General features: G+C 71.6%; 20 protein-coding genes and 1 riboswitch. Of the genes, 11 read left to right on the forward strand and 9 right to left on the reverse strand.

Annotated features, from left to right (window positions below):
• Positions 1 to 231 precede the first annotated feature (231 nt).
• The 3 genes from ACFQPS_RS04900 to ACFQPS_RS04910 all read right to left on the reverse strand — a co-directional run bounded on the left by ACFQPS_RS04900 (position 232) and on the right by ACFQPS_RS04910 (position 2,742).
• Positions 232 to 801 (reverse strand): DJ-1/PfpI family protein, encoded by a 570-nt coding sequence (locus ACFQPS_RS04900; RefSeq protein ID WP_377356933.1) that lies wholly within the window; start codon positions 799 to 801, stop codon positions 232 to 234.
• A gap of 529 nt (positions 802 to 1,330) precedes the next feature.
• A complete protein-coding gene (locus tag ACFQPS_RS04905) occupies positions 1,331 to 2,377 on the reverse strand; it encodes a quinone-dependent dihydroorotate dehydrogenase (RefSeq protein ID WP_377357337.1) in 1,047 nt (348 codons plus the stop codon).
• Positions 2,378 to 2,379: 2 nt separating this feature from the next.
• Entirely contained in the window at positions 2,380 to 2,742 is a 363-nt protein-coding gene (locus ACFQPS_RS04910) for a DUF952 domain-containing protein (RefSeq protein ID WP_377356935.1), read from the reverse strand.
• Between the two features lie 235 nt (positions 2,743 to 2,977).
• Between ACFQPS_RS04910 and ACFQPS_RS04915 the strand changes: the two genes are divergently transcribed.
• Both ACFQPS_RS04915 and ACFQPS_RS04920 read left to right on the forward strand, forming a co-directional pair.
• Positions 2,978 to 3,193, forward strand: a complete 216-nt coding sequence (locus ACFQPS_RS04915; protein WP_377356937.1) for a hypothetical protein — start codon at positions 2,978 to 2,980, stop codon at positions 3,191 to 3,193.
• Positions 3,194 to 3,471: 278 nt separating this feature from the next.
• On the forward strand, positions 3,472 to 3,741 hold the full coding sequence (locus tag ACFQPS_RS04920) for a hypothetical protein (protein WP_377356939.1): 270 nt from the start codon (positions 3,472 to 3,474) through the stop codon (positions 3,739 to 3,741).
• A 47-nt stretch (positions 3,742 to 3,788) separates the two neighbouring features.
• Here the strand turns inward: ACFQPS_RS04920 and dnaJ are convergent, their stop codons facing one another.
• Together dnaJ and dnaK are read right to left on the reverse strand one after the other, a co-directional pair.
• A complete protein-coding gene (gene dnaJ, locus ACFQPS_RS04925; RefSeq protein ID WP_377356940.1) occupies positions 3,789 to 4,928 on the reverse strand; it encodes a molecular chaperone DnaJ in 1,140 nt (379 codons plus the stop codon).
• Between the two features lie 111 nt (positions 4,929 to 5,039).
• Positions 5,040 to 6,962 (reverse strand): molecular chaperone DnaK, encoded by a 1,923-nt coding sequence (dnaK, locus tag ACFQPS_RS04930; RefSeq protein ID WP_377356942.1) that lies wholly within the window; start codon positions 6,960 to 6,962, stop codon positions 5,040 to 5,042.
• 561 nt (positions 6,963 to 7,523) lie between these two features.
• Here dnaK and ACFQPS_RS04935 point away from each other — a divergent pair.
• The gene (locus tag ACFQPS_RS04935; protein WP_377356943.1) at positions 7,524 to 7,727 is read left to right on the forward strand and encodes a hypothetical protein; all 204 of its coding nucleotides are present in this window, start codon (positions 7,524 to 7,526) and stop codon (positions 7,725 to 7,727) included.
• Between the two features lie 106 nt (positions 7,728 to 7,833).
• Here ACFQPS_RS04935 and metE read toward each other — a convergent pair whose 3' ends face one another.
• Both metE and ACFQPS_RS04945 read right to left on the reverse strand, forming a co-directional pair.
• On the reverse strand, positions 7,834 to 10,143 hold the full coding sequence (metE, locus tag ACFQPS_RS04940) for a 5-methyltetrahydropteroyltriglutamate--homocysteine S-methyltransferase (protein ID WP_377356944.1): 2,310 nt from the start codon (positions 10,141 to 10,143) through the stop codon (positions 7,834 to 7,836).
• 150 nt (positions 10,144 to 10,293) lie between these two features.
• A riboswitch (cobalamin riboswitch) is annotated at positions 10,294 to 10,499 on the reverse strand.
• Positions 10,500 to 10,664: 165 nt separating this feature from the next.
• The gene (locus ACFQPS_RS04945; RefSeq protein ID WP_377356945.1) at positions 10,665 to 11,660 is read right to left on the reverse strand and encodes a hypothetical protein; all 996 of its coding nucleotides are present in this window, start codon (positions 11,658 to 11,660) and stop codon (positions 10,665 to 10,667) included.
• A gap of 173 nt (positions 11,661 to 11,833) precedes the next feature.
• Between ACFQPS_RS04945 and ACFQPS_RS04950 the strand changes: the two genes are divergently transcribed.
• The 7 genes from ACFQPS_RS04950 (at position 11,834) to ACFQPS_RS04980 (ending at position 18,982) form a co-directional block, all read left to right on the forward strand.
• Positions 11,834 to 12,457: an alpha-ketoglutarate-dependent dioxygenase AlkB family protein gene (locus ACFQPS_RS04950; RefSeq protein WP_377356946.1), complete on the forward strand. Its 624-nt coding sequence runs from the start codon at positions 11,834 to 11,836 to the stop codon at positions 12,455 to 12,457.
• 198 nt (positions 12,458 to 12,655) lie between these two features.
• A complete protein-coding gene (locus ACFQPS_RS04955) occupies positions 12,656 to 13,483 on the forward strand; it encodes a c-type cytochrome (RefSeq protein WP_377356947.1) in 828 nt (275 codons plus the stop codon).
• A gap of 9 nt (positions 13,484 to 13,492) precedes the next feature.
• The gene (locus ACFQPS_RS04960; protein WP_377356949.1) at positions 13,493 to 13,948 is read left to right on the forward strand and encodes a c-type cytochrome; all 456 of its coding nucleotides are present in this window, start codon (positions 13,493 to 13,495) and stop codon (positions 13,946 to 13,948) included.
• Positions 13,945 to 14,973 (forward strand): cytochrome c oxidase subunit II, encoded by a 1,029-nt coding sequence (locus tag ACFQPS_RS04965; RefSeq protein ID WP_377356951.1) that lies wholly within the window; start codon positions 13,945 to 13,947, stop codon positions 14,971 to 14,973. Before ACFQPS_RS04960 ends, ACFQPS_RS04965 begins: the two co-directional genes overlap by 4 nt.
• Positions 14,970 to 17,531, forward strand: coding sequence for a cytochrome c oxidase subunit I (ctaD, locus tag ACFQPS_RS04970; protein WP_377356953.1), 2,562 nt, complete (start codon positions 14,970 to 14,972; stop codon positions 17,529 to 17,531). Before ACFQPS_RS04965 ends, ctaD begins: the two co-directional genes overlap by 4 nt.
• A gap of 12 nt (positions 17,532 to 17,543) precedes the next feature.
• Positions 17,544 to 17,978 carry a hypothetical protein gene (locus ACFQPS_RS04975; protein WP_377356955.1) on the forward strand — a complete coding sequence of 145 codons (435 nt, stop codon included), beginning with the start codon at positions 17,544 to 17,546 and terminating at the stop codon, positions 17,976 to 17,978.
• On the forward strand, positions 17,969 to 18,982 hold the full coding sequence (locus ACFQPS_RS04980; protein ID WP_377356957.1) for a cytochrome c oxidase assembly protein: 1,014 nt from the start codon (positions 17,969 to 17,971) through the stop codon (positions 18,980 to 18,982). The genes ACFQPS_RS04975 and ACFQPS_RS04980 overlap by 10 nt, the downstream gene beginning before the upstream one ends.
• A gap of 39 nt (positions 18,983 to 19,021) precedes the next feature.
• Here the strand turns inward: ACFQPS_RS04980 and ACFQPS_RS04985 are convergent, their stop codons facing one another.
• Entirely contained in the window at positions 19,022 to 19,855 is an 834-nt protein-coding gene (locus ACFQPS_RS04985; protein WP_377356959.1) for an ABC transporter permease, read from the reverse strand.
• A 7-nt stretch (positions 19,856 to 19,862) separates the two neighbouring features.
• Positions 19,863 to 20,645 carry an ABC transporter permease gene (locus ACFQPS_RS04990; RefSeq protein WP_377356961.1) on the reverse strand — a complete coding sequence of 261 codons (783 nt, stop codon included), beginning with the start codon at positions 20,643 to 20,645 and terminating at the stop codon, positions 19,863 to 19,865.
• 140 nt (positions 20,646 to 20,785) lie between these two features.
• Here ACFQPS_RS04990 and ACFQPS_RS04995 point away from each other — a divergent pair, with 140 nt between their 5' ends.
• Entirely contained in the window at positions 20,786 to 21,385 is a 600-nt protein-coding gene (locus ACFQPS_RS04995; RefSeq protein ID WP_377356963.1) for a regulatory protein RecX, read from the forward strand.
• The last annotated feature ends 1 nt before the right edge of the window (position 21,386 follow it).

Consider the following 21,386-nt stretch of genomic DNA (forward strand, 5'->3'; position numbering starts at 1 on the left):
CGCCAACTATCTCAGCAACTCAGGATATGCTTCCGTATAAAACGGAAATGCTCTAGACCGTTCGACCGCGGGACGGAATCCCCCTGCGGGAGCGACACCTTAAATTCACGGGAGGGGACGCCACGGACGGCGCGCCGGAAGGGGCGCGCACAACGAAAATGGGCGCGCCCCGTGAAGGACGCGCCCCGGAAGTAGTGACCGGGTCCCCGGGGGACCCGGAAGCCTGACCGACTAGGCCGCCTGACGGCGCTGCTCGATCGCCTGCACGAACACCCGCGACAGGGTCTCGATGAACTCGGCGAGCTGGTCCTGACCGACCGCGGTGACCAGGAAGCGGTCCACCGCCACCGGCTCCTCGGCCAGCTTGGCGCCGGCCGTGGTCAACGTCTCGGCCGCGGTTTCCGGCGCCGCGACGGTGCGGCCCTTGGCGCGCTCGGCCACGGCCAGGAGCTGCACGCCCTGGGCGATGGCGGCGACGCCCTTGCCGGCGTCCATGAAGCTGCCGATGATGCGGCGGGTGTGCGGGTTGTTCGACAGCTTGGCGACGCTGCGCTCACCGCCCGGCAGCAGCAGCAGGTCGAAATCGGCCGCCAGCACGTCGCCGACATGCTTGTCGGTGGGGAAGTAGTGACCCCAGGCGGCGCCGTGCCAGCCGTTCACGAGGCCCTGTTCGGGAGAGATGATCTTCGGGGCGGCACCCAGCTTCAGGAGGGCGCGCTGCGGCTCGGTCATTTCCAGCTCCTCGAAGCCGTTGGCAACGAGGATGGCGACGGTCTTTCCGGCGAGCGGCTGATCGGTCAATTTTCGTCTCCTTCTTGGTTGGTCCGGCCTTGGTCGGTCCGGCGAAGTCCGGCCCTGGCCCCGGGGTCTCCCCCGACCGGGCCCGGTGCGGCGCCGCCCGTCGGACAGGCGGCGGGCAGCCCACCGGGCTGATGGATCGCAAAGCCCGCAATGCCGGCAGAACGGCGTGTGGCGGGCGGCCGCCCTCTCCGGTCGGCCACGGGAAGGGCGCGGCGAGGCGCCTGTCAAAGCTTGTCGAGCATGGTGCGGTAATTGGAGTGTCTACGGCCTGAGGTCAATCCTCATTTCGGACAGGGCTGGCATCTGAACGTGACGGGACCCGCCAACGGCATGTATTTCCCGCCCCCGCCGCGCACAAGGGGTAGTCCGCGTGACATCCTTGTAATCCTTTTTCCGGGCCGACCGGCGCCACGCCCGGGGCGGGCAGAAGGACGGGCCGGGGACGGAAACGGCGCGTCACGGCAATCGCGGCGGCCGTGGCCCCGACGGGCACAGCCTGCGCGCCGGGATGACCGTCCGCTTCTGAAGGTTAGCGGCCCACCGCCTCGGCCACGCTGGCGAAGCCGTCGCGCTTCAGCAGCGCGGCGAGGTCGGTCTTGATCCGGCGGACCAGGGCCGGTCCCTGATAGGACAGGGCCGTGTAGAGCTGCACGGCCGAGGCGCCGGCGCGGATCTTGGCGTAGGCGTCGGCCCCCGAGGCGATGCCGCCGACGCCGATCAGCGGCAGCCGTCCCCCGGTCAGGCTGCGGAACTCCGCCAGCACGCGGGTGGACGGCGCGAACAGCGGCCGGCCGGACAGGCCGCCCGCCTCCTGCGCCAGGGCCGCCGGGATCTCCGGCGGGCGCGACACGGTGGTGTTGGAGACGACCAGCCCGTCGATCCCGCTCTCCAGCGCCACGGCGGCGATGTCGGCCTTGTCCTCCTCCGTCAGGTCGGGGGCGACCTTGAGGAACAGGGGCGGTTCGGCGCCGGCGGCACGGCGCGCCTCCAGACAGCGGCCGAGCAGGGCGGCCAGCGGCTCCCGCCCCTGCAAGGCGCGCAGGCCCGGCGTGTTGGGCGAGGAGACGTTCACCACCAGATAGGCGGCCAGCGGCGCCAGCCGGCGGATACCGGCGGCATAGTCCGCCGCCGCGTCCTGCTGCTGCTTGTTCTTGCCGACATTGGCCCCGACGATGCCCGGCCGGTCCCGCCGCGCCTGCATCCGGGCGGCGAAGGCGTCCAGGCCCAGGCTGTTGAAGCCGAAGCGGTTGATCACCGCCTCCGCCGCGGGCACCCGGAACAGCCGCGGCCGCGGATTGCCGGGCTGCGGCAGCGGCGTGACCGTGCCGCATTCGACGAAGCCGAAGCCCAGCCGCAGCATGGCGTCCGGCACCTCGGCATCCTTGTCGAAACCGGCGGCGAGGCCGACGGGGTTCGGCAGGTCCAGCCCGCACAGCCGGGTGCGCAGCACCGGATCGTCGGGTCCGGGATCGCCGCCGGCCAGCCCCGAGCGCAGCGCCGACAGCACCAGCGACTGGGCCCGTTCCGGGTCCATCGCCTGAAGGACGGGACGGGCCAGCGGATAGAGGTCGGACAGGCTCACGGCGCGGTCTCCGGGGCGGCATGCGGCGGCACCCGGGGAACCCCGTCGGGTCCCAGCGGCATCGGATCGGCCCGCAGCACGGCCGACACCGGCAGGGCGCCATAGAGATGCGGGAAGAGCTGCCCCCCGCGTGAGGGCTCCCACTTCAGGGCGTCCCCCAGCGGAACCGGATCGACCGTCAGCAGCACCAGCCCCGGCTGGCCGCGGCGGTGCCGCGCGGCGCTTTCCGGAAGCTGGGCGGCGGTGGAGAAATGGATGAAGCCGTCCGCCACGTCCTGCGAGGACCCGGCATAGGCGCCGCGCGCCAGGGCGTCGGTCCATTCCCCGGCCCGGCACATGTGGAAGATCGGTTCGGTCATGGCGCTGTTCTAGCGGAACGCCCCGGGGCTGACCAGCGGGGCCGCTCGCAAATTGCGACCGGACCCCGGCATTCCGATTTTGAACGGTTCCAGATTGCCGGTCAGGACAGGCAGATGCACCGAAAATCAAGAAGTTGCCCGCACGATCCCGCTGGCATCCGGCTTGCTTTCCCCTGCGGCAAAGCAGTGCGGTCCGCTCCGGACCACAAGGACCAGCCCCTAGAAGGATCAGATCATGGGTAATTCCACCACCCTGGAGAACATCCGCCCCGAGATGAGCGAGACCCTGCGCAACGCCCTGGACACGGTGGAGCAGATGGGCATGTACGGCCTGACCGCCGTTCCCGTGAAGCCGACGGCGGAGATGCTGCTGGCCGGCGCGCGGGCGGGCGGGATCGGGGTCGAGACGGCCTGGGCCGTCTATCAGGCGATGCTGAAGGCCGCGGACTGACCGGCCGCCATGGTCACCGGACATCGCCCTATCCTTCGAGGGGCTTCCCCTTCACGGGCGGAAACGGATAAAGTTTTATGCATCGGGTCCCGCGCGGGTCCGGGCGGGCAGAGCCCCGGACCCCGGACGGACGGCGCGACAGAACCCGGTGCCATGCAGTCCAGTGTCACGCGGCCAGGGAACACGCACAAACGAAGCCAGACGCGGGAACACCGTCCAGCCTGCCGTCCCGTGCGGAACGGCAGCTCCCCGGGACGGACAAGGGTGGGAGCCTGACCATGCAGCAGACATCCCCGACGCACCGGTCGCCGCCGACACCGGCCCCGACCTATCAGACAGATCCGACCGGCCGCGACATGCCGGCCGGCAGCCCGCAGCTCCAGGAGGAGCGGCGCGCCGCCAATACCTGCCCCGGCCGCCGGGTCGCCCGGCTGGCCTGGTTCGAGCTGGCGACCGCCGCCACGCATCAGGAACTGCTGGCGGAACTGCATGGCCCGGACGGCGACGGCCCCGACGGCGACAGAACGACGCCCGCCGGAGAGCACTGAGGCTCCCGCCGGGCGCCGCTTCACCACCGGACGCGCCGTCCTGAGGATCAGTCCTTCAGGTCGGCCCAGAGTTCCTTGACCTTGGCGAAGAAGCCTTCGGATTCCGGATGCAGGCCGTCCTGGCCCGCCTTCTCGAATTCCCGCAGCAGTTCCTGCTGCTTCTTCGTCAGGTTGACCGGCGTCTCCACCACCACCTGGATGTAGAGGTCGCCACGGGCCGGGCTGCGCAGCACGCTCATGCCCTTGCCCTTCAGCCGGAACTGGTGCCCGGTCTGGGTGCCGGCCGGAATGGCGATCTTGGCCCGGCTGCCGTCGATGGTCGGCACCTCGACGCTGCCGCCGAGTGCGGCGGTCGTCATCGGGATCGGCACCCGGCATTGCAGGTTGGCGCCGTCGCGCTGGAAGAAGCGGTGCGGCGCGATCGCCAGGAAGATGTAGAGATCGCCCGGCGGCCCGCCGCGCAGGCCGGCCTCGCCCTCGCCGGCCAGGCGGATGCGGGTGCCGTCCTCCACCCCCGCCGGGATGTTGACGGAGAGGGTCTTCTCCTTGCGCACGCGGCCCTGGCCGCCGCAGGTGCGGCAGGGGTCCTTGATCACCCGGCCGACGCCGTGGCAGGCCGGGCAGGTCCGCTCGATGGTGAAGAAGCCCTGCTGCGCCCGCACCTTGCCGTGACCGTTGCAGGTCGGGCAGGCGATCGGGGTGCTGCCGCCCTCGGCCCCGGTGCCGTTGCAGCTCTCGCAGGCGACGGAGGTCGGCACGCGCACCGTGGTGGTGGCGCCCTTGAAGGCGTCCTCCAGGGTGATTTCCAGGTTGTAGCGCAGGTCGGCGCCGCGGTTGCTGGTCTGACCGGCGCGGCCGCGGCCCATGAACTCCCCGAACATCTCGTCGAAGATGTCGGCGAAGCCGCTGCCGAAGTTGAAGTCGAAGCCCGCGGCCCCGGCGCCGGGACCGCCACGGCCGTTCTCGAAGGCGGCGTGCCCGAAGCGGTCGTAGGCGGCCCGCTTCTGGTCGTCCTTGAGGACGTCGTAGGCCTCGCTGATCTCCTTGAACTTCTGCTCGGCGGCCTTGTCACCCTGATTGCGGTCAGGGTGGTACTGCATGGCCAGCTTGCGATAGGCCTTCTTCAGGTCGTCGGCGCCGGCGCCCTTCTGGACGCCCAGCACCTCGTAATAGTCCCGCTTCGACATGGTGGCCCTTACCGTCGCCCTATCCCGTCCTCATGCCACCGCATGGCAGACCGCCCCGCCGTCCGTGGACGGGCGGGGCGATCGCCATGGCGATCGGATGCCGTGGCCGGATCACGCGGACTTCTTGCGGTCGTCGTCGACCTCCTCGAAGTCGGCATCGACCACCTTCTCGCCGCCGGACTCCGACGTGCCGGCATCGCCGCCGGGGGCGCCCGGACCGCCCGTCTCCTGGCCGGCCTTGTAGAGGGCCTCGCCCAGCTTCATGGACGCCTGGGCCAGGGCGTCGGTCTTCGCCTTGATGTCGGCGACGTCATCGGCGGCCATGGCCGTGCGCAGCTCGGCGATGGCGGCCTCGGCGGCGGACTTCTCCGCCCCCGGCAGCTTGTCGCCGTTCTCGGACAGGGTGCGCTCGGTGGTGTGGATCAGGCCGTCGGCCTGGTTCCGCGCCTCGACCAGCTCACGCCGCTTCTTGTCGTCGGCGGCATGCGCCTCGGCATCCTTGACCATGCGGTCGATGTCGGCGTCCGACAGGCCGCCCGAGGCCTGGATGCGGATCGTCTGCTCCTTGCCGGTGGCCTTGTCCTTGGCCGAGACGTTGACGATGCCGTTGGCGTCGATGTCGAAGGTGACCTCGATCTGCGGCACGCCGCGCGGGGCGGACGGAATGCCCATCAGGTCGAACTGGCCGAGCATCTTGTTGTCGGCCGCCATCTCGCGCTCGCCCTGGAAGACGCGGATGGTCACCGCCGTCTGGTTGTCCTCGGCGGTGGAGAAGACCTGCGACTTCTTGGTCGGGATCGTGGTGTTGCGGTCGATCAGGCGGGTGAAGACGCCGCCCAGCGTCTCGATGCCCAGCGACAGCGGGGTGACGTCCAGCAGCAGGACGTCCTTCACCTCGCCCTTCAGCACGCCGCCCTGGATGGCGGCGCCGACGGCGACCACCTCGTCCGGGTTCACGCCGCGGTGCGGCTCGCGCCCGAAGAACTGCTTCACCGTCTCGATGATCTTCGGCATGCGGGTCATGCCGCCGACCAGGATCACCTCGTCGATCTCGCTGGCCTTCAGGCCGGCATCCTTCAGTGCCGCCTTGCAGGGCTCGATCGTGCGGCGGACCAGATCGTCCACCAGGGCCTCCAGCTTGGCCCGGGTCAGCTTGATGTTCAGGTGCTTCGGCCCGGAGGCGTCGGCCGTGATGAAGGGCAGGTTGACCTCGGTCTGCATGGACGCGGACAGCTCGATCTTCGCCTTCTCCGCGGCCTCCTTGAGGCGCTGGAGCGCGAGCCGGTCCTTGCGCAGGTCGATGCCCTGCTCCTTCTGGAACTCCTCGGCGAGGTAGTCGATGATCTTGGCGTCGAAGTCCTCGCCGCCCAGGAAGGTGTCGCCGTTGGTGGACTTCACCTCGAACACGCCGTCGCCGATCTCCAGCACGGAGATGTCGAAGGTGCCGCCGCCCAGATCGTAGACCGCGATGGTGCCGGTGCCCTTCTTCTCCATGCCATAGGCAAGGGCCGCGGCCGTCGGCTCGTTGATGATGCGGAGCACTTCCAGGCCGGCGATCTTGCCGGCGTCCTTGGTGGCCTGCCGCTGGCTGTCGTTGAAGTAGGCCGGGACGGTGATGACCGCCTGGGTGACCTTCTCACCGAGGTAGTTCTCCGCCGTCTCCTTCATCTTCTGGAGGATGAAGGCGCTGATCTCGCTGGGGCTGTACTGCTTGCCGTGGCTTTCGACCCAGGCGTCGCCGTTCTTGCCGCCGACGATCCTGTAGGGGACCAGACCCTTGTCCTTCTGGGTCAGGGGATCGTCGTAGCGCCGTCCGATCAGGCGCTTGATGGCGAAGAACGTGTTCTCCGGGTTGGTCACCGCCTGGCGCTTGGCCGGCTGGCCGACCAGCCGCTCGCCGCCCTGGGTGAAGGCGACCATCGACGGGGTGGTGCGCGCCCCTTCGGCGTTCTCGATCACCTTGGCCTGCGCGCCTTCCATGATGGCCACGCAGGAATTCGTGGTGCCAAGATCGATGCCGATGACTTTGCTCATGATGTGCGACCTCTCGTTTCCGGCAGATCGGCTGCGGCCCGTGCCTGTCCGGCACCACACCGATCCCCCATGCAGCTTCTCACTGACATTGGTCTTCGGGCGGGAGAAGGGAATGCCCCCGCGGACGCAGCAGATATAGGCAGGTGCGGCAAAGGCTGCAACCGCCGCCATGGGGGGCAAGAAAGAGCCGCGGGGGCCGCCCCCGGCGGCGGCGGCGCAGCCTGCCCCCCGGACCGCGCTCCGGCCGCGCTCCGGCCGCCGGTGGCGCCGCCCCGGGACAAGCAGCCGATCCCGGACCGTCACAGACCCGCCAGAATACTCGTGTTAATGGTATATTAATGACCGAATGCCATCCATGGCCATGTAAGAAATGTATCGTTTCCGGTCCCGCCCTGACTGGGATCGGGCAACCCCAATTTCTTCAGGGCCATGCACTTTGGAAGTAAACCGGATACATTATATCTCCCAAATCGATCCGGTTTCGAATATCGTCATCGGGTCAGGCCGCGCGTCCGGCCGGTACGCTTCAGGGGGAAGCAAAAGCTTCGGGGTGGAGCAACGATGACGGAGTCGCGACGCGACATGGCCCTGGCCATCAAACGCTGCCTGGAAAGTCTGGCCGCCGATGCACAGAGCGGGAAACTGCACGAGGTGGCCTATCTGATCGGCATCGCCGCGCTGGCCGCGGAAGATGCCGCCCGCGCCGCCGAGCCCGCGGAGCTGCCGGACGACCTGCTGCACAAGAGCCCGATGGGACACTGTTAGGGCTCCCGGGGCGGGCCAAGTCGGGGGCGGGCCAAGCCGGGGGCGGGACGCACCGGTCCGGGGAGAAGCCCCGGACCGGCCGTCACGATGCGACGGCAGTCCGCCGTCAAGGTATGGCGCGCAGGGCCTTCGCCGCAGCCACCATGGCCGCCAGGGCCGGCTTCACCTCCTCCCAGCGGCGGGTCTTCAGCCCGCAGTCCGGATTGACCCAGATCTGGTCCGGCTTCAGCCGTTCCCGCGCCTTGACGAGCAGCGCGACCATCTCCTCCACGCACGGCACGCGCGGGGAGTGGATGTCATAGACGCCGGGTCCGATCTCGTTCGGATAGCGGTAGCCGGTGAAGGCGTCGAGCAGCTCCATCTTCGAGCGCGAGGTCTCGATGGAGATCACGTCGGCATCCATCGCGCCGATGGCCTCAATGATATCGTTGAACTCCGAATAGCACATGTGGGTGTGGATCTGTGTCTCCGGCCGCACGCCCGAGGCCGACAGCCGGAAGCACTCCACCGCCCAGGCGAGATAGGCGGCCCAGTCGGCGCGGCGTAGGGGCAGGCCCTCGCGGATGGCCGGCTCGTCGATCTGCACGGCCCGGATGCCGGCCCGTTCCAGATCCACCACCTCGTCGCGCAGGGCCAGGGCGATCTGGCGGCAGACGGTGGCACGGGGCAGGTCGTCGCGCACGAAGGACCATTGCAGCATGGTCACCGGCCCCGTCAGCATCCCCTTCACCGGCCGGTCCGTCAGCGACTGGGCATAGCCGGCCCAGTCCACCGTCATCGGCGCCGGGCGCGACACGTCGCCGAAGATGACCGGCGGCCGCACGCAACGCGAGCCGTAGGACTGAACCCAGCCATTGCGGGTGAAGGCGTAGCCGGCGAGCTGTTCGCCGAAATACTGGACCATGTCGTTGCGTTCGAACTCGCCATGGACCAGCACGTCGATGTCCACCGCCTCCTGCCAGCGGATCGCGGCCTCCGTCTCACGCCGCAGGAAGGCCAGGTAGTCCTGATCGGACAGGGTGCCCTTGATATGGGCGGCGCGGGCCTTGCGCACGGCATCGGTCTGCGGGAAGGACCCGATGGTGGTAGTGGGGAAAAGCGGCAGCCCCAGCCGGGCGGCCTGGAGCGGCCGGCGCTCGGCATAGGGCAGCCGCCGGGCCATCTCCGGCGTCACCGCCGCCAGCCGGGCGGCCACGGCCGCGTCGTGGATGCGCGGCGAGGTGCGGCGCGAAGCGACGGTCCGTGCCGCCGCGTCCAGCGCGTCGGCCACGGCCTCCCGTCCCTCCGTCAGGGCCCGGCCGAGCGTGGCCAGCTCCGCCATCTTCTGCACGGCGAAGGCCAGCCATCCGCGCAGTTCGTCGTCGAGGCCCGTCTCCCCCTCGCTGTCCACCGGGACATGCAGGAGCGAGCAACTCGGTGCCAGCAGCAGGCGCTCCGGCCTCAGCCGTTCCGCCACCGGCCCGATCCGGTCCAGAATGGCCGGCAGGTCGGCCCGCCAGACATTGCGGCCGTCGATGACGCCCAGCGACAGGGCCAGTCGGTCCGGCAGCCGTTCCAGCGCACGCTCCAGATCGGCCGCGCCGCGCACGAGGTCGAGGTGCAGGCCGGCGACGGGCAGCGCCAGGGCGGTCTCCAGATTGTCGCCCAGCGGCCCGAAATAGCTGGCGACCAGCAGCTCCAGGCCGGGCGCCGCCGCCGACAGCGCGGCATAGGCGCGGTGCAGGGCGTGGCGCGCGCCGTCGTCGAGGTCGAGCGCGAGGCAGGGTTCGTCGATCTGCACCCACCCGGCCCCCGCCGCCTCCAGACGGCGCAGCACCTCGGCATAGACCGGCAGCAGACCGTCCAGCAGCGACAGCGGCTTCAGGTCCGCATCCTTGGACTTGCCCAGCAGCAGGTAGGTCACCGGACCGATCAGGACAGGACGGGTCTGGATGCCCAGCTCCTTCGCCTCCAGGAACTCATCCACCGGTTTGGTGGAGGCGAGCTGGAAGCGCTGACCCGGTTCGAACTCGGGCACCATGAAGTGGTAATTGGTGTCGAACCACTTCGTCATCTCCTGCGCCGGCAGGCCCTCCCCGGCGGCAGGGGCGCAACCGCCGCCGCTGCGCCCCTGCGACCCGCGCGCCATGGCGAAATAGGTCTCCAGAGGCACCGGTCCGCCGGTCCAGCCATAGAGGGCGGGAACCGCACCGACCATGACGGAGGTGTCGAGGACCTGATCGTAGAGGGAGAAGTCGTTGCTGGGGATGTGCGTGATCCCCAGCGCCTGCTGCCGGCGCCAGTTCTCGGCCCGAAGGAGCCGAGCCGTGGCGAGCAGGTCGGCGGCACCGGTCCGGCCGGCCCAGTAGGATTCCAGCGCCGACTTCAGTTCGCGGCGCGGCCCGATGCGCGGCACACCCATCGTGGCGATGGGCACGGCTGCGCCGGGAAGGATTGGTTGCGACATTGGCATGGACCCCATGGTGGATGGGGGCAAAGGCCATAGCGGACGCGAAGGACAGGCCCGCAGCACCAGAGGACGGTCCGGCGCGGCCTGCCAAGGCGACACACCGGGACACCCCGCCCGTGGACGTTATCTGCCATGGCAGGTCTCCTGGCTCGCGGGTCATCGCCTTCCGCCGGTCTTCCCAGGACCGGTTGGTCCCAGTGACACATGGGGGCGGTCGGCTCGCCGCTGATAGTTGCGGGGGCAGCGCCGGACTTGCACCGGCTTCCCTCTTAGCCCCAGGGCAGCCACAGAGCCGCCTGGAGACCATGGCGGACCGAGCCTAAAGGCTCCCCCGGCCACGGTCAACGACACATAAAGAGTTCTTTATGTCGTTATGTCTGTCCACGGCGGCGGTTCTGCCGGGACCTTCCGGTCTGCGGTTCATTCCAGTACGGGAACATTCCGATCGGGGAACATTCTGCCCTGGGGTCCGGTGCGGGGGGCGCCCTTCACTCCTCGGCGGCGCCGCTGCCGACGATGGCGGTGCGGATCTCCCGCTCCAGCATGGCGAGCGTGGCCTGCGCCGTCTCCCCGCCATGGGCCGCTTCGGTCACGGCGAAGGAGAACAGGGCCAGCGTCGTCTGTCCGTCGCAGGCGGACCCGCGCAGCCAGAGATGGAAGCGCAGGGGCTCCCCGTCCTCCTCCCCGGCGGTGGCGAAGCGGGCCAGCACCTCGCCCTCGTCCAGCCATTCCACGCTGCCCTCGCCGACGCGGCCGTCGGGGCCGTCGGCGAACTGTTCGGCCGTCTGGCGCAGCACGCGGCGGGCGTCGCCGTCATCCTCGGCCCCGCCGTCGGCATAGCTGAAGGCGTGGACCGCCACCCGCAGGGTGCCGGAGCCCTCCTCGTCGCCGGAGAAGACGGCCAGTTCGCCGTCCTTCTCCGCGCTCCAGTCCCAGGGCACGCGGAAGCGGACCAGATCGCCATGGCCGACATTGCGCATGGTCACCCGCTCCACCGGCTCGCTGACCGGCAGCTCGGTGAACTCGATGCGGGCGGCCTCCTCGCCCAGCCGGTCGATCAGCTCGGCCAGCCCGTCCATCTCCGTGCTGCTGTCGGGCACCAGGAGCTGTACCGTCACCACCCGCACATGGTCGGGCGGGCGGAAATCGGCCACCTTCCAGACGAAGACCTGACGGTCGGGCGGCTGCGCCACGGCATAGGCGATCCAGCGCCGGTCGTCGTCCTCGTCCTCCGACGGCGCGATGCCGTGCGGCAGCACGTTCTCCCGGTCCAGATACTGGATCGCCTCCTCGGCGCGGACGCCGTAGGGGTTGCGGTAGGTGGTGAGCGAGATCAGCAGATCGACGGGATGCGCCCCCGGCGACTGGTAGGCCAGCCCGCCATCGTCCCGCGACACGCGGCGCCAGTCGGCGGGCACGCGCAGCCGCACCACCCCGTCGCGCAACGCCACAGGGTTCCAGTCGGCCGCCATCTCGCTGTCCAAGGAATCTTCCCACATGCCCTGGAATCTAGGCAGGAGACCGGGGCGAGTCCATGACCATGGGGCGCCGGTCCCGTTTGCGTGCAGGGCGGGGTGCGCCCGCGGCCGCGGCGCGCTATCGTCGGCCCCGTCTCTTGCCCCCCGTCTCCCGGCCCCGTGGAAGGACCCGGTCCGCCATGCCCAGTCCCCCGAGCCCCGACGGTTTCCGCTACCTGCCCGACCGGCTGGACGCCGCCGCCCAGCAGGCGCTGCTGGAGGCCGTGCAGCAGGTCGCGGCGGCCGCCCCCTTCCAGCGCTACGTGACGCCCGGGCGGGGCCGCCCCTTCAGCATCGACATGACCAATGCCGGCCCGCTGGGCTGGGTATCGGACCGGCGCGGCTACCGCTACAGCCCCGTGCATCCGGCCACCGGCCGGCCCTGGCCGCCGATCCCGGCGACGCTGCTGGACCTCTGGGCCGAGCTGGCGGGCTGGCCGCAGCCGCCGCAATGCTGCCTCGTCAACCTCTACCGCGGCGGCGGCGCCCGGCTGGGGCTGCACCGCGACGAGGACGAGGAGGCGGCCGACGCCCCCATTCTGAACGTCTCCCTGGGAGACACGGCCGTGTTCCGGCTGGGCGGGCGGCAGCGGAGCGACCCGACCCGCAGCTTCATGGTGCCCAGCGGCACGGTCATGGTCTTCGCCGGCGAGGCCCGCGCCGCCTTCCACGGGGTGGACCGCATCCTGCCGGGCAGCAGCACCCTGCTGCCGGAGGGCGGAAGGCTGAACCTGACCCTGCGCCGGGTCACCCCCGGCGACTGACCGGCAACGGCGGGCCGGTGAGGACTGGCCGGGAGGACTGGCCAGCGAGGACTGGCCAGCGAGGACTGAACGGGATGGCTGAACGGCGGGCCGGGGTAGCCCGCCCGCCCCGGCCCCTCCGTCCGATCCTGCGGGCGCGGGCGAACCGAACCGTCTCCGCCGCGTTGTCCCCCCGTACCCGAACCGTCCGGAGGAGCCATGCGGCGCGCCGCCCTGCCCGCCCTCGCGGCAGTCTGCGCCGCCCTCTGCCCCGCCGTCTGCTCCCCCGCCCTCGCGCAGGAGGCGCCGATCCCGCCTGCCGCGGAGGCCCTGCCCGACAGGGTTCTGCACGATGGGATTGGGCGCGACGGGATTGGGCACGACGGGAGCCGGGGGTCCGGCCCGGTGATGCGCGGCCAGTATGTCGTGGTGTCGGGCGCCGGCGCCGGTCTTCGGGGAGCCTGCCTCGTCTGCCACGGGACCGACGGGGCCGGCGATGCCGCCGCCGGGGTGCCGCGGCTGGCCGGCCAGCTCGACTGGTATCTGCACAAGCAACTGGACGACTATGCCCGCGGCACCCGGCCCGACCCGGTGATGGGACCGATCGCCCGGGCGCTGACGGCCCAGGAGCGGGCGGATGTCGCCCTCTACTACGCCATCCAGGCCCCCCCGCCGGGCGCCGGTGGCGGGCTGCCGCTGCCCACGGCGGGCGGCGCCACGACGGCGGGGCCGGCGCGGGGCGAAACGCTGGCGCGGGGCGAAACGCTGGCCCGGCAGGGCGAGCCCCGCGCCGGGGTGCAGGCCTGCGCCGCCTGCCACGGGGCGGCGGGCGAGGGCGTGCCGCCGGGGCTGCCGGCCCTGGCCGGACAGCCGGCCGGCTATCTGGAGGAGCAGTTGCTGCGTTGGCGGGCCGGCATCCGGCGCAACGGCCCCGTGGGCGTCATGGCCCATATCGCCCGGCACCTGCCGCCGGAGGACCTGCGGGCGGTGTCCCGCTACTATGCCAGCCTGCCGCCGGCCCGCGCCGCCGCGGCCCCCGGACCGTAGGGGGCGGCGATGCGGAACGGACACCGGACAGGGCCGCGCCGGACCGGCGGCCGGCGGCGTCGGGACCGGGGCGGCGCCGCGGCGCTCGTCGCCGGGCTCCTGCTGCTGGCCGGCTGCGGCGATCCGATGCCGGTCAACCCGTCGCTGGCCGGGCGGACCGTGCCGGGCGGCGACCCGGGCGAGGGCCGCGCCATCCTGACGGCCGGGACCTACGGCTGCGGCGCCTGCCACGCCATTCCCGGCATTCCCGGCGCCCGCGGCGCGGTCGGGCCGCCGCTGCACGGCATGGCGGTGCGCAGCGTCGTCGCCGGCCGGCTGCCGAACCGGCCCGATACCCTGGTCCACTGGATCCACGCCCCGCAGAGCATCGACCCCCGGTCGGCCATGCCGGATACCGGCATCTCGCCGCAGGAGGCCGCGCATGTGGCGGCCTATCTCTACACGCTGCGGGAGCTGCCGCGATGAGGCCGGGCCTTCTGCCGCCGGGGCCGCCGGGGCCGGTGCTGCGCCTTCTGCTGGGCGGCGGCCTGCTGGGCGGCTGCGACGGCAGCCAGTCCGTGCTGAACCCGCACGGGCCGCAGGCCGAGGCGGTGGCCGTGCTGTCCTGGGTGCTGTTCGGCGGGGCCGCGCTGATCTTCCTGGCGGTGATGGCGATGGTGCTGGCCGGGATGCTGTTCCCCGGCCGGTTCCGCGCCGTCGGTGCGGGCCGGCTGGTGGGGGGCGGGACGGCGTTCACGGTGGCGGTGCTGCTGGTCCTGACCGTCGCCGCCACCCTGGTGGGGGCGAGCGTCACCCGGGTCGGCACCGGCCCGGGCGAGGAACCGCTGCGCATCAAGGTCGTGGGCTGGATGTGGTGGTGGGAGGTCCGCTACCCCGACACGCCCTGGGGCGAGGTGGTGAGCGCCAACGAGATCCGCATTCCCGCGGGCCGGCCGGTGCAGTTCGAGCTTGAGGCCGGCGACGTGATCCACAGCTTCTGGGTGCCCGGCCTGTACGGCAAGCGGGACATGATCCCCGGCCGGATCAACCGCATCCGCCTGACCGCGACGGAGACGGGCATCCTGCGGGGCCAGTGCGCCGAGTTCTGCGGCGAGCAGCACACGCTGATGGCGTTCGAGGTCGAGGCGATGGAGCCCGAGGCCTTCGCTGCCTGGCTGGAGAACGAGGCGCGGCCCGCCCGGGCACCCGCCGACCCGGCCCTGGCCGCGGGCGCCGCCGCCTTCCTGGAGGTCGGCTGCGGTGCCTGCCATGCCGTGCGCGGGCTGCACCGGGGGCCCTATGCCGCCGTCGGCACGCTGGGGCCGGACCTGACCCATTTCGCCGGCCGCCGGACGCTGGCGGCGGCGACGCTGCCGGCCGGGACGGGGCCGCTGGCGGCCTGGATCGCCGGCAGCCAGCACATCAAGCCGGGCAACCGCATGCCCAGCTTCGACCGCCTGGACGGCGAGCGGCTGACCGCCATCGTCCGCTATCTGGAAAGCCTGGAATGAGCCCGCCCCCGCCCGCCGACCCCGCCCGCCGGGACCTGCCCGACCCGCCGGCGACCGCCCCGCAACCGGCGGCGGCGATGGAGGCGGCCTGGGCCGCCCCGCGCGGCTGGCGTGCCCTGTCGGAGGTGAACAACACCTTCATCGGCCAGGGCTACGTCGCCATGGGGCTGGTCTTCCTGGTGCTGGGCGGCCTGCTGGCGGTGCTGATCCGCGTCCAGCTCGCGGTGCCGGGGAACGATTTCCTGACCGGGGAGAAGTACAACCAGGTCTTCACCATGCACGGCACGACGATGATGTTCCTGTTCGCCGTGCCGGTGATGGAGGCGGTGGCGACCTTCATCCTGCCGCAGCAGCTCGGTGCCCGCGACCTGCCCTTCCCGCGCCTGTCCGCCTACGGATTCTGGTGCTACGCCATCGGCGGGCTGATCTCCTTCGGCAGCATCTTCTTCTGGGTCGCGCCGAACAGCGGCTGGTTCCTCTACCCGCCGCTGTCGGCGCAGTTCTCCGAAGGCATCAACAACGATTTCTGGCTGCTGGGGATCGGCTTCATCGAGATTTCGGCCATCGCCTTCACGGTGGAGGTGACGGTCGGGGTGATGAAGACCCGGGCACCGGGCATGTCGCTGGACCGCATGCCGGTCTACGCCTGGTACATGCTGGTGACGGCGCTGATGATCGGCTTCGGCTTCCCGCCGCTGATCCTGGGCGACGTGCTGCTGGAGATGGAGCGGCTGGCCGGCTGGCCCTTCTTCGACGCCACCCGCGGCGGCGACCCGGTGCTGTGGCAGCACCTGTTCTGGCTGTTCGGCCATCCGGAGGTCTACATCATCTTCCTGCCGGCGGCGGGGCTGGTCTCGACCATGCTGCCGACCTTCGCGCGGGTGCCGCTGGCCGGCTATTCCTGGATCGTGCTGGCCGCCATCGCCACGGGCTTTCTGAGCTTCGGGCTCTGGGTCCACCACATGTACGCGACCGGCATCCCGCACCTGTCGCTGAGCTTCTTCTCCGCCGCCAGCCTGGCCGTGGCGATCCCCAGCGGCATCCAGGTCTTCGCCTGGATCGCCACGATCTGGTCGGGCCGGCCGGTGCTGCGGGTGCCGATGCTTTACATTCTGGGCTTCCTGTTCATCTTCGTGCTGGGCGGGCTGACCGGGGTGATGGTGGCGGTGGTGCCCTTCGACTGGCAGGTCCACGACACCTACTTCGTCGTGGCGCATCTGCACTATGTCCTGTTCGGCGGCATGGTGTTCCCGCTGTTCGGGGCGCTCTACTACTTCATGCCGCTGGCCTCCGGCCGGATGATGTCGGAGCGGCTGGGCACGGTCGCCTTCTGGCTGATCTTCATCGGCTTCAACGTCACCTTCTTCACCATGCACATCACCGGCCTGCTGGGCATGCCGCGGCGGGTCTACACCTACCCGGCGGGGTTCGGCTGGGACCTCCTGAACCTGATCTCCAGCCTGGGGACGGTGGTGCTGACGGCGGGCATCGGCGTGCTGCTGTACGATCTGGCCAGCCATTTCTTCACGGGGCGGAAGGCCGGGCGGGACCCCTGGCAGGCGGGCACGCTGGAATGGGCCACCGGCACCCCGGCGCTGAAATCGGCCTTCCCGTCGCTGCCCCATGTCGCCGGCCGCTACCCGCTGTGGAACGACCCGGACCTGCCGCGGCGCATCGCGGCGCGGGAGGGGCTGCTGGCGACCGCGCCCGACCGCCGGCGCGAGACGCTGCGCACCAGCAGCGTGGACGCCCATCCCGAACAGGTGCTGCGGCTGCCGGGCCCCGACTTCCGGCCGCTGCTGGCGGCGGTGGCGACGGCCGCCGTCTTCATCCTGCTGATCTTCAAGCTCTACGTCCTGGTGGCGCTGTCCGCCGTGGCGATGCTGGCGCTGCTGCTGGTCTGGGCCTGGGACAACGAAGCCCTGCCGGAGGGGGAGGACGGGCGCGATGTCGGCGGCGGGCTGGTGCTGCCCTACCGCATCCTGGGACCGGCCAGCCATGCCTGGTGGGCCGCGGTGACGATGGTGCTGGTGGACGGGTCGGCCTATGCGGCGCTGGTGTTCGGCTATTTCTACCTGTGGACCGTCAGCCCGGCCTGGCCGCCGGAGGGGGGGACGCAGACCGTGCCCCTGGCCGCGGCGGCCTGGGAGTGGGCCCTGGCGGCAGCGCTGGCGGCGGCGGCCATGGGCGCGCTGTCCTGGCTGGGGGTGCGGGCGGACCGCCTGGGACTGCGCCGCGGGCTCGTCGGGCTGAAGGCGGCGGCGGCCCTGGCGGGACTGGGGGCTGCGGCGACGCTGGTGGGCGCGCTACGCGCCAGCGGACTGGACCCGGCGGCCAGCGCCTATGGCGCGGTCGTCTGGATGATGCTGCTGTTCCCGGTCTTCCACCTGCTGGTGGCGGCGGTGATGCAGGGGCTGACGGCGGTCAAGGCGGCGGTGCGGCCGCGCGGCCTGGGCTGGTCGCTGACGGCGGAGGCGACGATGGTCTGGTCCGTCTGGTCGGCGGCGCAGACCCTGTTCAGCCTGGGGGTCGTGCTGGCCGCCCCGGCCTGGCTCTGACGGAGGCATGCCATGACCCGGCCCGCCGACCCCGGACGGATCGCGCCCATCCGCTTCAACCCGCTGCACCCGGAGAACCCGGTCGGGCTGGCGCTGCCGCCGACGATCTGGGCCGGCCATTTCCTGATCGTCTACGTGATCACCGCCATCGCCTGCGAGAAGCGGGTGCATGACGCGGCACCGCTGGGCGTGCCGCTGCTGCCGGCGGCGGTGACGCTGGTCACCGTGGCGGCGCTGGCCGGGATCGCCGGGCTGATCCTGCTGTCCTGGCGCCGCTTCCGCCCGGTGCGCGACGCCGGCCATCTGGTGCAGGAGCGGGACATCGCCCGCTCGGCCCCGGCCCGGCACCGCTTCCTGGCGCTGACGACGCTGCTGCTGGGCCTGCTGTCGGCCGTCGCCACGCTGATGGTGGCGCTCCCGGCCTACTGGGTGCCGGCGTGCCTGTGAGACGGTGGGCGTGGCCCGCCCTGGTGCCCGCGGTGCTGTTCCCCACAGACGCCGCGGCGCATCCCGGCACGCCCTGGATCGGGCCGAACGAACTGCCCTATGCCTGGACCCTGGACCCGGTGTCGCTGCTGCCGCTGGCCCTGGCCTGGTGGCTGTTCGGCCGCGGCCTGGCCCGGCGCCCCTCCGTCGGCCGCAGCCGTGCCGCCGCCTATGCCGCCGGCACGGCCTGGCTGCTGCTGGCCCTGGTCTGGCCCCTGGACGCCTGGGGCGAGACCCTGTTCAGCGCGCACATGGCGCAGCATCTGGTGCTGACGGTGGTGGCGCCGCCACTGCTGTTGCTGGCACGCCCGGCCGGGCCGGTGCTGGCCGGGCTGCCGACGGCGACCCTGCGGCGGCGGGGGGCGCGGGGGCTGCGGGCGGTCCGGCGCGGGCTGGAGCCGCTGCTGCGACCGGGGCCGGCCGCCCTGGTCCACGGGCTGGCGCTCTGGCTCTGGCACGCGCCCGTGGCGTTCGACGCGGCGCTGGCGGACGACTGGCTGCACCGGGCCGAGCACCTGTCCTTCTTCGCCACCGCCCTGCTGTTCTGGGCCATGGTGCTGCGCGCCCCGCGGCTGGGCGGCATGGCGCCCGTGGCCGCCGCCGGGGCGCTGCTGCTGACGCTGATGCACAGCGGCCTGCTGGGCATGCTGATCGCCTTCGCGCCGGTGCCGCTCTACGCCTGGTACGGCCCGCGCACCGCCGCCTGGGGCCTGACCCCGCTGGAGGACCAGCAGCTTGCGGGTCTTGTCATGTGGGTGCCGGCCGGCTTCGCCTACATGGGAGCGGGGCTGTGGCTGCTGGCGGGCTGGATGAACCGGACCGGACCCGGCCCTTCCGCCACCAGCCCCGGGCATGGGAGCGGGGCTCTGGCTGCTGGCGGGCTGGATGAACCGGACCGGACCCGGCCCTTCCGCCACCAGCCCCGGGCATGGGAGCGGGGCTGTGGCTGCTGGCGGGCTGGATGAACCGGACCGGACCCGGCCCTTCCGCCACCAGCGCCGGGCTCAGCTCTTCAGCCGCCAGCCGCGGGCATAGAGCAGCGACGCCGCCCCGTAGAGCAGCACCGTGACGACCAGCAGCACCAGCAGCGACAGCGCCGGCGGCTGGTGGCTTTCCCCGATGAAGCCGTAGCGGAAACCGTCGATGGCATAGAAGACGGGGTTGGCCTGGACGATCGTGCGGAACGGCTCCGGCATGCCCTCCACCGGGGCGAACAGGCCGGAGAGGAAGACCAGCGGCAGGAAGATGAAGGTCAGGAAGGCCGCCATGTGGTCCCACTTCTGGCTGACGATGCCCGACAGGAACCCCGCCGCGGCCATCATCGCCGCCCCCAGCACGCCGAAGCCCAGGACCGCCAGCGGATGCGCCACCGCCGGCGCCCGCAGCAGCAGCATGGCGGCCCAGATGCCCGCCCCGGCCAGCAGCCCCGCCGCGACCCCGGCGATGACGTAGGCCAGCACCGTCTCCCGCGCCCCGACGGGGGCCATCAACTGGTCGATCACCATCCCCTCGATCTTGCTGTAGACGAGGGAGAAGGCCGGGTTCTGCGCCGCCTGGAGCAGCAGCGACATCATGATCAGCCCCGGCACCAGGAAATCCAGCACCGCATCCCCGGCCGGGGTGCCGCGGTTCGGCCCCAGCCCGAAGGCGAAGCAGGTGAAGTAGATCACCGCCATGATGGCGGGCGCGATCACCGTCATCCCCGCCATCTTGCGCACCCGCAGCAGCTCGCGCCGCGTCAGCGTGACGAAGCCCCGCCAGTGGAAGGCACCGATGCGGCGGTCGAACGCCGGGTCGAAGGCGCCGGCGGGCGGCGGGGGAACGTCGCGCGGGGACATGGGCGGATCAGGCCTTCAGCTTGTAGCCGGTGGACAGCATCCGCAGGGCCACGGCCAGGAGCGCCAGATTGGCCCCCGTCAGCACCAGGATGCCCGTGGTCAGCGTGCCGTCCGTCTGGCCGATGAAACCGTAGCGGAAGCCGTCGATGAAATAGAAGAACGGGTTCAGGTGCGCGATGAAGCGGAAGGTCGGGGGCACGCTGTCGATGGTGTAGAAGGTGCCCGACAGGAAGGCGAGCGGGGTGACGATGAAGTTGGTCACCGCCGCCATGTGGTCGAACTTCTCCGCCCAGATGCCGCCGATCAGACCCAGCAGCGACAGCAGCATGGCCGCCGCCACGGCATGGAACAGGATGAACAGGGGGGCGTGCAGCCCCAGCGGGACGAAGATCCAGATGGCGACGGTCGTCGCCAGCCCGACCAGCAGGCCGCGCGCCACCCCGCCCATGACATAGGCGGCCGTCAGCTCCCCGGCGGAGAGCGGCGGCATCAGCACGTCCACGATGTTGCCCTGGACCTTCGAGACGAGCACCGAGGAGGAGGTGTTGGCGAAGGCGTTCTGGGCGATGGACATCATCACCAGCCCCGGCCCCAGGAAGACCAGGAAGGGCACGTCGCCCACCATCCGCACCACCCCGCCCAGGGCCAGGGCGAAGACGGAATAGAACAGCAGCGTGGTCACCACGGGGGCGGCGACGGTCTGCACCCAGACCTTCAGGAAGCGCCGGATCTCCCGGCGCGTCAGGGTCCAGAGGCCGATCCAGTTGACGGCGCCCACGCTCCGCGGCATGGGAAAGCTATGATCCGGCATTGCACAGGGTTCCGCTTGAGGCTGCGGCACAGTAGCGCCCCGGCCCCGTCGCGGGCAACCGCGGCCATCGCGCGAAGGCCCATTGCGCGAACGGCTACCACCGCCACCCCGGGGGCTGCATGACGGACGACCGCGACCACGCTGCCCGCCCCGCCTCCCCCGCCCGTCCGGCCCGCCGCGGGCCGCGCCGGGTCAGCCCGGACTATCTGGAGCGGGCGGCGCTGCACTACCTGGAGCGCTTCGCCAGTTCCGCCGCGAACCTGCGCCGGGTGCTGCTGCGCAAGGTGGACATGTCCGCCCGCGCCCACGGCACCGACCCGGAGGAAGGCCGCCGCTGGGTGGAGGACCTGATCGCCCGCTACCGGCGCAGCGGGCTGCTGGACGATGCCGCCTATGCCGAGGCGCGGGCCGCCAGCCTGCACCGCCGCGGCGGCTCCACCCGCATGATCCGCCAGAAGCTGGCCGCGAAGGGGCTGGAGGACGGCCTGATCGTGCGCGCGCTGGACGGGCTGGACGGGGCGGAGAGCGGGAACGCCGACCTTGCGGCCGCGCTGGCCTATGCCCGCCGCCGCCGGTTGGGTCCCTACCGCGACCCCGCGGCGCGGGCGGAGCGGCGCGACAAGGACCTGGCCGCCCTGGCGCGGGCCGGCTTCGACCTGGACACCGCCCGCCGGGTGGTGGACAGCGACGACCCCGACACCCTGACCGACCCGTCCTGAC

The sequence above is a fragment of the Rhodocista pekingensis genome (genome assembly GCF_042665545.1).
Taxonomy (GTDB): Bacteria; Pseudomonadota; Alphaproteobacteria; order Azospirillales; family Azospirillaceae; genus Rhodocista; species Rhodocista pekingensis.

What these genes read in the sequence shown, in the direction of transcription:
- ACFQPS_RS04910 (WP_377356935.1), bottom strand. Translation starts at nt 2,742, where the DNA reads ATGACCGAACCGATCTTCCACATGTGCCGGGCCGGGGAATGGACCGAC.
- ACFQPS_RS04960 (WP_377356949.1), top strand. Translation starts at nt 13,493, where the DNA reads ATGCGGAACGGACACCGGACAGGGCCGCGCCGGACCGGCGGCCGGCGG.
- ctaD (WP_377356953.1), top strand. Translation starts at nt 14,970, where the DNA reads ATGAGCCCGCCCCCGCCCGCCGACCCCGCCCGCCGGGACCTGCCCGAC.
- dnaJ (WP_377356940.1), bottom strand. Translation starts at nt 4,928, where the DNA reads ATGTCGAAGCGGGACTATTACGAGGTGCTGGGCGTCCAGAAGGGCGCC.
- ACFQPS_RS04995 (WP_377356963.1), top strand. Translation starts at nt 20,786, where the DNA reads ATGACGGACGACCGCGACCACGCTGCCCGCCCCGCCTCCCCCGCCCGT.
- ACFQPS_RS04975 (WP_377356955.1), top strand. Translation starts at nt 17,544, where the DNA reads ATGACCCGGCCCGCCGACCCCGGACGGATCGCGCCCATCCGCTTCAAC.
- ACFQPS_RS04935 (WP_377356943.1), top strand. Translation starts at nt 7,524, where the DNA reads ATGACGGAGTCGCGACGCGACATGGCCCTGGCCATCAAACGCTGCCTG.
- ACFQPS_RS04950 (WP_377356946.1), top strand. Translation starts at nt 11,834, where the DNA reads ATGCCCAGTCCCCCGAGCCCCGACGGTTTCCGCTACCTGCCCGACCGG.
- ACFQPS_RS04985 (WP_377356959.1), bottom strand. Translation starts at nt 19,855, where the DNA reads ATGTCCCCGCGCGACGTTCCCCCGCCGCCCGCCGGCGCCTTCGACCCG.
- ACFQPS_RS04920 (WP_377356939.1), top strand. Translation starts at nt 3,472, where the DNA reads ATGCAGCAGACATCCCCGACGCACCGGTCGCCGCCGACACCGGCCCCG.
- ACFQPS_RS04955 (WP_377356947.1), top strand. Translation starts at nt 12,656, where the DNA reads ATGCGGCGCGCCGCCCTGCCCGCCCTCGCGGCAGTCTGCGCCGCCCTC.
- dnaK (WP_377356942.1), bottom strand. Translation starts at nt 6,962, where the DNA reads ATGAGCAAAGTCATCGGCATCGATCTTGGCACCACGAATTCCTGCGTG.
- ACFQPS_RS04990 (WP_377356961.1), bottom strand. Translation starts at nt 20,645, where the DNA reads ATGCCGCGGAGCGTGGGCGCCGTCAACTGGATCGGCCTCTGGACCCTG.
- ACFQPS_RS04915 (WP_377356937.1), top strand. Translation starts at nt 2,978, where the DNA reads ATGGGTAATTCCACCACCCTGGAGAACATCCGCCCCGAGATGAGCGAG.
- ACFQPS_RS04965 (WP_377356951.1), top strand. Translation starts at nt 13,945, where the DNA reads ATGAGGCCGGGCCTTCTGCCGCCGGGGCCGCCGGGGCCGGTGCTGCGC.